The organism is Microbacterium sp. Kw_RZR3, assembly GCF_029222405.1.
In the GTDB taxonomy this organism is placed as follows: domain Bacteria; phylum Actinomycetota; class Actinomycetes; order Actinomycetales; family Microbacteriaceae; genus Microbacterium.
The window spans coordinates 1-6380 of sequence record NZ_JARHXC010000075.1 but is presented as its reverse complement, the minus strand read 5'-3'; the positions used below and the strand labels follow the sequence as shown (position 1 = coordinate 6380).

5 protein-coding genes are annotated in these 6380 nt (G+C 72.7%); all 5 read left to right on the top strand.

The window, feature by feature from the left end:
* Positions 1–270: 270 nt before the first annotated feature.
* Positions 271–810, top strand: coding sequence for a hypothetical protein (locus tag P2P98_RS03985; RefSeq protein ID WP_275797436.1), 540 nt, complete (start codon positions 271–273; stop codon positions 808–810).
* On the top strand, positions 807–2366 hold the full coding sequence (locus P2P98_RS03980) for a polysaccharide deacetylase family protein (RefSeq protein ID WP_275797434.1): 1560 nt from the start codon (positions 807–809) through the stop codon (positions 2364–2366). Before P2P98_RS03985 ends, P2P98_RS03980 begins: the two co-directional genes overlap by 4 nt.
* Positions 2367–2453: 87 nt before the next feature.
* A complete protein-coding gene (locus P2P98_RS03975; RefSeq protein ID WP_275797432.1) occupies positions 2454–3947 on the top strand; it encodes a DUF6350 family protein in 1494 nt (497 codons plus the stop codon).
* Between the two features lie 48 nt (positions 3948–3995).
* The gene (gene purN, locus P2P98_RS03970; protein WP_275797430.1) at positions 3996–4595 is read left to right on the top strand and encodes a phosphoribosylglycinamide formyltransferase; all 600 of its coding nucleotides are present in this window, start codon (positions 3996–3998) and stop codon (positions 4593–4595) included.
* 55 nt (positions 4596–4650) lie between these two features.
* The gene (gene purH / locus P2P98_RS03965) at positions 4651–6261 is read left to right on the top strand and encodes a bifunctional phosphoribosylaminoimidazolecarboxamide formyltransferase/IMP cyclohydrolase (RefSeq protein ID WP_275797428.1); all 1611 of its coding nucleotides are present in this window, start codon (positions 4651–4653) and stop codon (positions 6259–6261) included.
* The last annotated feature ends 119 nt before the right edge of the window (positions 6262–6380 follow it).

Below are 6380 nucleotides of genomic sequence, written 5' to 3'. Positions count from 1 at the left end.
TGGGTCTCGGTCCCTTCGACAGGCTCAGGGGCCTGGGTGTGTGGAGGTGGCTGAGCTTGTCGAAGCCTCCGGTGGTGCGGCCGGGCCGGACCCGTCGACGGACTCAGCGACCTCACGGCGCGGCCTTCTCGCCGCGGTGCGCGACCTGCTCGCGGGCGCTCGCCGCCGCGCCTGAAGGCTGCCGGTCGCTCGCCTGCCGGCATCCCTGGCGCGCCGTGCGGCGCTTGCGTTTTCCGGCCACCTAGGCTCGTGCTTGTGCGGAGGGGAGCGATGGGGGTCGGTCGTCGTCGGTCGCGATGGCGCGCAGCGTCGATTGCCGCCGTTATCGTCGTCGTCGCCCTCGGCGCCGGACTCGCGGCCTTCGCCTTCGTCTTCGTTCCGTTCGTCCTGCCCAACCTGCAGACGAGCGTCGCGGAAACGGATCGTACCGAGAGCGTGCGTGACGCGGGGACGGCGGTCACGGTGGTCGTTCCCGCCGGGTGGAGTGTGCAGCGCGAGAGCGAGGATGCCCCGCGCGTGGTCGTGCGTACTCCCGACGCGAAGCTCTCGATCACCGTCGATGTCGCCGACGCTGACCTGGCCACGGCCGCTTCGACCGCCGGGATCGAGGGTCTTGGACCGCTGCATCGTGAGACGGTGACGACGGGCGCGCCCCTCGTGCACGCTCAAGCAGCCGAGGCGCTCGTCGCCGCCATCGGCGGGGAACGCGCGTCGGGGCGCTTCGTGGTCCGTGTCACCGAGGATGTCTCGCTGGAGGAGTACCGCGCAGAGATCGCCGGTCTGCTCGACACCGTGCGGGTCGAATCGTGAGGCGCGTTCTCGCTCCGATCGTGGGTCTCGTCGCGGCGTTGACGCTGGCCGGGTGCATGCAGCCGAGCGATCCCGACTGGATGCCGCGGGGCTGGAACGCGCAAGACCTGCGGGTCGTGGAGGAGGCGCCGTCGCCCCTCTCAGCCGGAGACGTGCCGGGTCTCGCCGGCGAGCGGGTGCGCAATGACACGCTCGGGGTGCAGGCGCGGGTGGCGGTCGTGCCGGGGGCGCCGGCCGTGAGCACCGCGGCGATGGAACGCCTGCGCGCAGCCATCGACGCGCGCGAGGCGAGCACCGGGCGCGCCATGCGACCCGAGGTCTTCGCTCGCGAGGCCGGACTCGCCGAGCGCCGCTGTGTCGCGGGTTCGACGCTACGCCCCGCCGGCGACGTCATCGCCGATCCGGCGCTGGGCCCGGTCGGGGGCACGGGAACGGCCGTCGTCTGCGACATCCTCGCCGCAACGGCATCCGTCATCGGCCAGCGCATCCGCACGATCGACGCCGTCGGCGGTGCGCCCACCGCAGATCGCGCCGAGGTGTTCTTCGCTGATGTGGCGAGCGGCGAGATCGTGGGAGCGCGCGGGCTGTGGGGTGTCGAGGCGGCAGCGTCCCTGTGGAGTGAGGTGTCCGACATGCTGCGGCGCGAAGCGGGGTCGCTGAGCCTGGCTCCCGTCGATCCGCCCGACGCCGCCGCGGTGGAGGCCTTCGCCGGCATCCTCGACACGACCGTGCCCGCACCCGACGGTTCCTTCGTCTTCCGGCTCCCCGCGGGCTTCACCTCGCCCGCACTCGACGCGCTCGGAGCCGCCGCACCATCAGCCGAGCGACTGATCGCCGTTCCTCCCGCTCGAGTGGTCGTGCTCGCGTCGCCGCTCGGAGTCACCCTGTCGAATGCCCTGGCTGCGGGCGCGGCCTTCCGGGCACCTGACGCGCCGCCCACGCGCACCGGCACGACCGACTGCCGTCTGGCCGCGTGCGTGGCTCTCACCTTCGACGACGGCCCGGGACCGCTCACCCCCGGCATCCTCGACGCCCTCGCCGCCGAACGCTCTGCGGCGACGTTCTACGCCATCGGCCGGAACGTCGCCGGGGGTGCCGATACCCTGCGCCGCATGGTGGCGGAGGGCAACGAGCTCGCCAACCACACGTGGAACCACCCGCAGCTTCCGACGCTCGACGAGGCCGCCATCGGGCGGCAGATCCGCGACACCCAGAACGCCATCCGCGACGCCACCGGTGTCACCCCGACGACGTTCCGCCCTCCCTACGGCGAGTACGACGACAAGGTCTTGAAGGCGGCGGGACTGCCCGCGATCCTGTGGGACGTCGACACGAACGACTGGCAGCAACCCGACCCCGAGGTGCTCGTCGCGCGAGCCGTCGACCGCGCACAACCGCGTTCCATCGTGCTGATGCACGACGTCCACGAACTCACGGCGCGCGTCACGCCCGAGGTGATCCGGGGTCTTCGTGACCGTGGCTTCACCCTCGTCACGGTGACCGAGCTGTTCGGCGGGACAGCACCCCCCTCGGGTGCCTGGCGCAGCGCGCGCTGATCTCGCCGCGTCGCGACCTGGTCTCGAGCGCTCGCCGCCGCGCCTGAGGGGAGCGCTGGGGGAGCGCGGGTAGGGTCTCACTCGCCCATGCATCGCCTTCTCGTCGCCCTCCTGGCCGCCCTCGACGCCGTCCTGGCCGCCGCGGGCGGTATCGCCGTCGTGCTCGCCCCGCTCGCCCTGCTCTGGGTGGCCGGTCTCGGCAGCCCCGACTGGAGCGCGCTGTGGCCCGCGACGGCCGCCATCTGGCACCTCGGGCACCTCGTGCCGCTCGCCGTCACCCTCCCCGACACCTACCTCGCGGACACCGGCATCGACCCCTCGCTCGCGAGCTTCACCCTGTCGCTCGCGCCGCTGGCGTTCGCCGCGTTCACCGCGCTCTTCGCCGCGCGCTCGGGCGTTCGCGCCGCGGAAGCCGGGGCCGGGATCACCGGGTGGCTGTCGGGCTCGGTGGTCTTCGCCGCGATCGCGAGCGTGGTCGCGCTGACCGGCAACGCCGCGCTCGTGGCATCCGAGATCTGGCTGGCGATCCTGCTGCCCTCGCTGCTGTTCTTCGTTCCGTCTCTCCTCGGCGCTGTGGTCGGGGCCTGGCGCGTCGGCGACGACGGGCCGATCGACGCGCTGCGCGGTCAGCTGTCGCGTCTGCCGGGAGCATGGGCGAGCGTGCCGCCGCTCGCTCTGCGGGGCCTTGCCCTCACCACGCTGGGACTCGTCGGCGCCGGCGGTGTCGTCGTCGTCGCGGGACTCATCGCGCGCTCGACCCAGGTCATCGGCATCTACCAGGCGAGCAACGCGGATGCCATCGGCGCCACCGTCATCGCCCTCTGCCAGCTCATGTACCTCCCGACGCTCGTGCTATGGGCGGTGGCGTTCATCGCCGGACCGGGGTTCGCGGTCGGCACCGACACCGCGGTCACCCCCGCCGCCACACAGGTCGGCGCGCTCCCCGGCATCCCGGTGCTCGGGGCGATCCCCGACACGACCTCGCCGTGGTTGCTCCTGCTGGTGCTGCTCCCCGTCGGCATCGGCGCGTTGACCGGGTGGATCCTTCGATCCCGGATGCCGCTGACCACCGACCCCGAACCGGTCGGTCCGCGTCTGGTCCTCGCGATCGTCGTCGCGGCGCTCACCGGCGGTGTGGGCGCGCTCATTGCGGTGGCGTCGACGGGAGCGATCGGCCCGGGGCGTCTGGCCCACACCGGCCCGGAGCCGGGCCCGCTCGCCCTGGCCCTCGGCCTCGAGGTGCTGGTCGGCCTCGCGATCCTGCTGCTGAGCCCGCGCTTCGGTCCGGCGGTCGACGACGACACCACGCCGCGCCCGCACGAGGAAACGCGTGACGAGGCGCCCGCGTTCTCGTTCACCCCGCGCGCGCACGCGCCGTTCGACCGCGACGAGCACGCCACCGGGCCCGCCCCCACCGTGTCGGCACCGGGCGCCGGGATCGCCCACGACGTCTGGCCGAGTTCGTATCGCGCCCCCGGCGAGACCGACCCGGCGGGCGAGCTCAGCGACGACGAGGTGCGCGCGCGCATCCGCGCGGCGTGGGCGAAGCCCGACGACGGCGGTTCGGCGGGGCGGGGCTGAGCGTCACGCGCTCGGCGGGCTCGGACGCACCTGCGTAGACTGGCCTCCGTGCTCACGGTCGCCGTTCTCATCTCCGGCACCGGCTCGAACCTCCGCGCCCTGCTCGAGGCGGCTGCCGCCCCCGACTTCCCGGCGCGCGTGGTCGCGGTCGGTGCGGATCGCGAGGCCGACGGCTTCGCGCACGCCGAGCACCTCGGCATCCCCACATTCCTCGTCCCCTTCAGCGCGTTCGACTCGCGCGAGGAGTGGGGAGCGGAACTGGGGGCACAGCTGGCGGTCTGGAACCCCGACCTCGTCGTGCTGAGCGGGATGATGCGCCTGCTGCCCGCCGACCTCGTCGCCGCGTGGGAACCGCGCATCATCAACACCCACCCCGCGTACCTGCCCGAGTTCCCGGGTGCCCACGGTGTCCGCGACGCGCTCGCCGCGGGCGTCGACCAGACGGGGGCGAGCGTCATCGTCGTCGACTCCGGCGTCGACACGGGCCCGATCCTCGCGCAGGAGCGCATCCCCGTCCTCCCCGGCGACGACGAGCACGCCCTGCACGAGCGCATCAAGCCCGTCGAACGACGTCTGCTGATCGACGTCGTGCGCCGCATCGCCGAGGGCGAGCTCGACCTCGCCGCCGCGGCATCCCGCATCCCCTGATCCCCGCGGGCGGTCGCCCGCTCTTCGAACCGCACGAGACACAGGAGCCGAAGCCATGGCCGGACCCCGCCACGACCCCGCCGACTACCGTCCCCGCGACATCGTCCCGATCCGCCGCGCGCTGGTGTCGGTGAGCGACAAGACCGGCCTTCTCGAGCTCGGAGCCGCTCTCGCGGCGGCCGGGGTCGAGATCGTCTCGACGGGCGGCTCGGCGACGCTGCTGCGCGAGGCCGGTTATGACGTCACCGACGTCTCGGCGGTGACCGGCTTCCCCGAGTCGCTCGACGGTCGCGTGAAGACGCTCCACCCGAACGTCCACGCGGGTCTCCTCGCCGACCTTCGCCTGGCCGGTCACGAAGCGCAGCTCGAAGAGCTCGGCATCCTGCCGTTCGAGCTCGTGGTCGTGAACCTCTACCCGTTCGTCGAGACCGTGGCATCCGGGGCCGAGGGCGACGACGTCGTGGAGCAGATCGACATCGGCGGCCCCGCGATGGTGCGCGCCTCGGCGAAGAACCATGCCAACGTCGCCATCGTCGTCTCGCCCGAGTCGTACCCCGCGATCATCTCGGCCCTACAGAGCGACGGCGGGACCTCGCTGGTGCAGCGCCGCGAGCTCGCCGCCCGCGCGTTCTCGCACACGGCCGCGTACGACACCGCCGTGTCGACGTGGTTCGCCGAGGGAACGCTCGGTGACGACATCGACCTGCCCGCGCACCTGACGATCCAGGCCGAGCGCCTCTCGACCCTGCGCTACGGCGAGAACTCGCACCAGCGCGCCGCGATCTACACGCGCGTCGGCGGCCACGGCATCGCGCAGGCGACGCAGCTGCAGGGCAAGGAGATGTCGTACAACAACTACGTCGACGCCGACGCCGCCCTGCGTGCCGCCTTCGACATGGTCAAGCCCGCCGTCGCGATCATCAAGCACGCGAACCCCTGCGGCATCGCCGTCGCGGCGCCCAACGCGCTCGACCCCATCGCCTCGGCGCACCTGCGCGCGCACGAGTGCGACCCCGTCTCGGCATTCGGCGGCGTGATCGCGGCCAACCGCACGGTGACGCTCAAGATGGCGGAGAACCTGCGCGACATCTTCACCGAGGTGATCATCGCGCCCGACTTCGAGCCCGAGGCGCTCGAGGTGTTTAAGCTCAAGAAGAACCTCCGCGTGCTGCAGCTGCCCACCGACTGGCAGCAGGAGCGCATGGACGTGCGCCTGGTCTCGGGTGGCCTGCTGCTGCAGGATGCCGACCGCTTCCCCGACGACATCGAGTCGGTCGCGAAGGACTGGGAGCTCGTCTCGGGCGAGCGTCCCGCCGAGGCCGACATGGAGAGCCTGATCTTCGCGTGGAAGTCGTGCCGCGCGGTGAAGTCGAACGCGATCGTGCTCGCGCAGGCTTCGGCCACGGTCGGCATCGGCATGGGGCAGGTCAACCGTGTGGATTCGTGCCGCCTCGCCGTCGAGCGCGCGGGCGACCGTGCCCGCGGTTCGATCGCGGCATCCGACGCCTTCTTCCCCTTCGCCGACGGCCCGCAGGTGCTGATCGACGCCGGGATCTCGGCGATCATCCAGCCCGGTGGCTCGGTCCGCGACGGCGAGGTCATCGACGCCGCGCGCGCCGCCGGCGTCACGATGTTCTTCACGGGCGAGCGTCACTTCTTCCACTGACCCGCGCTGTCCCGCCGCCCCCGCGACTTCGGTTGCGGGGGCGGCGTGCGTTTCGGGCGGGGTTGCGGTGTGGGGTGGTGCGGCGGGGCTGTGCGGTGCGGGGCGGGGCGCCGCACTGG